1 pseudogene is annotated in these 1,321 nt (G+C 36.6%); it reads right to left on the reverse strand.

Annotated features, from left to right (window positions below):
- Positions 1-896 precede the first annotated feature (896 nt).
- Positions 897-1,321 (reverse strand): annotated as a pseudogene (locus CM19_RS12985) (hypothetical protein); the annotation flags it as partial.

Here is a 1,321-nt window from a genome sequence, read left to right on the forward strand (position 1 = left end):
GAACAAAGGTTAAAAGATAGACCTAGCTAGTGTTAGCGCGTAAGATGCATGACCCCTAGAGTGGATATCAGTCTACTTCTATGAAGAGATATGAAAAAGGACAGACAAAAGGGTTAACACAGCTAAGTCTAACTTAGGAAACAGACGAGCAATCAACTCTTGTTAAATTTGTTCAAAGCGTTAATGTTTTCAATACTTAGCTTAAAATTTCACGTTTTATTCATGGTACAAAGGTGAAGAGTTTAAAGGGTATAACCTAGATCTTACGCCTTTGCTTATAGTAGTTATTTCTAATGGATGAGGAAGATGTTAAGATGCAAAAGGAGAAAGCGGGGAAGTAGATCAGAAGTTAATCCAGCATGTATACATCAAGGTTCTATCCGCGTTATAGTTATGTGAAAAAGAAATCATTTCTATTCTCGATTTCTACTTTTATCTAAAGTCTTATCACGCGCTGGTTTAGACCCACCCTTTATGCTACAAAGTTAAGTCTTTCTATACTCTATTGTGTTTTGAACTGAAGGAGAGAAAAATCTACCGAAAGGTCAGAATAATTTACCGTTTGTCCCTAGAGGGTACTCCTAGATAGTTTAGCGCATTTCAAGGTATCCTCTATGGACTTACTCCTCACCCCCCACCTTCATCAATAGCACAGCTACCTCCAGTGTGAGATCAAGGGCATCGGGATCAACGGCACGGATCCCTTTAGACATCACCCCATACTTTTGTGCAGTGCACAGCATCAGTATGGAGTTCATCGTAAAACTTTACCTAAAACACATTTAAAAACCATTTGTTACACTAGAATCAGAAACAGTTTCACGACCCCGAAATCTAGAGGGTTTTATTACTTTTAGATAGAATGTTTTCATAAATCTATTTCTTTAAAAAATAAATTATACTTTATTAGCTTTTCCCATAAATATTTGTACTATTTTACTACCTGGATGTTCAGTGTTTTTTGCCTTATTGATAAAGTCTAGATGTGCATTAATTATCTTATTAAGAATAGAAGATTTGATTATGTTAGGACTTTCTCCCTTAATTACTTTAGACATGAGATATGCGTGCATAATTGACGGCCTTATTCCCTCTCCAGTAATTGGAAAAACTGCGCCACCTGCTTCTCCAACATAACTTCCTTCCCTAATTCCTCCTATAGATATTCTAGCTACTCCATAGCTGAGTTTTTCTCCTTTCAACAGATAGTTTAATCTCTCATTTAATACCTGAAATGGCGCGTCTCCACCTATACCAATTCTAGATCCTTGAGGTCCTGGAAAAAACCCAGCCATAACCAATGAAGTCAGAGTAAAAAATA

The organism is Candidatus Acidianus copahuensis, from assembly GCF_000632495.1.
In the GTDB taxonomy this organism is placed as follows: domain Archaea; phylum Thermoproteota; class Thermoprotei_A; order Sulfolobales; family Sulfolobaceae; genus Acidianus; species Acidianus copahuensis.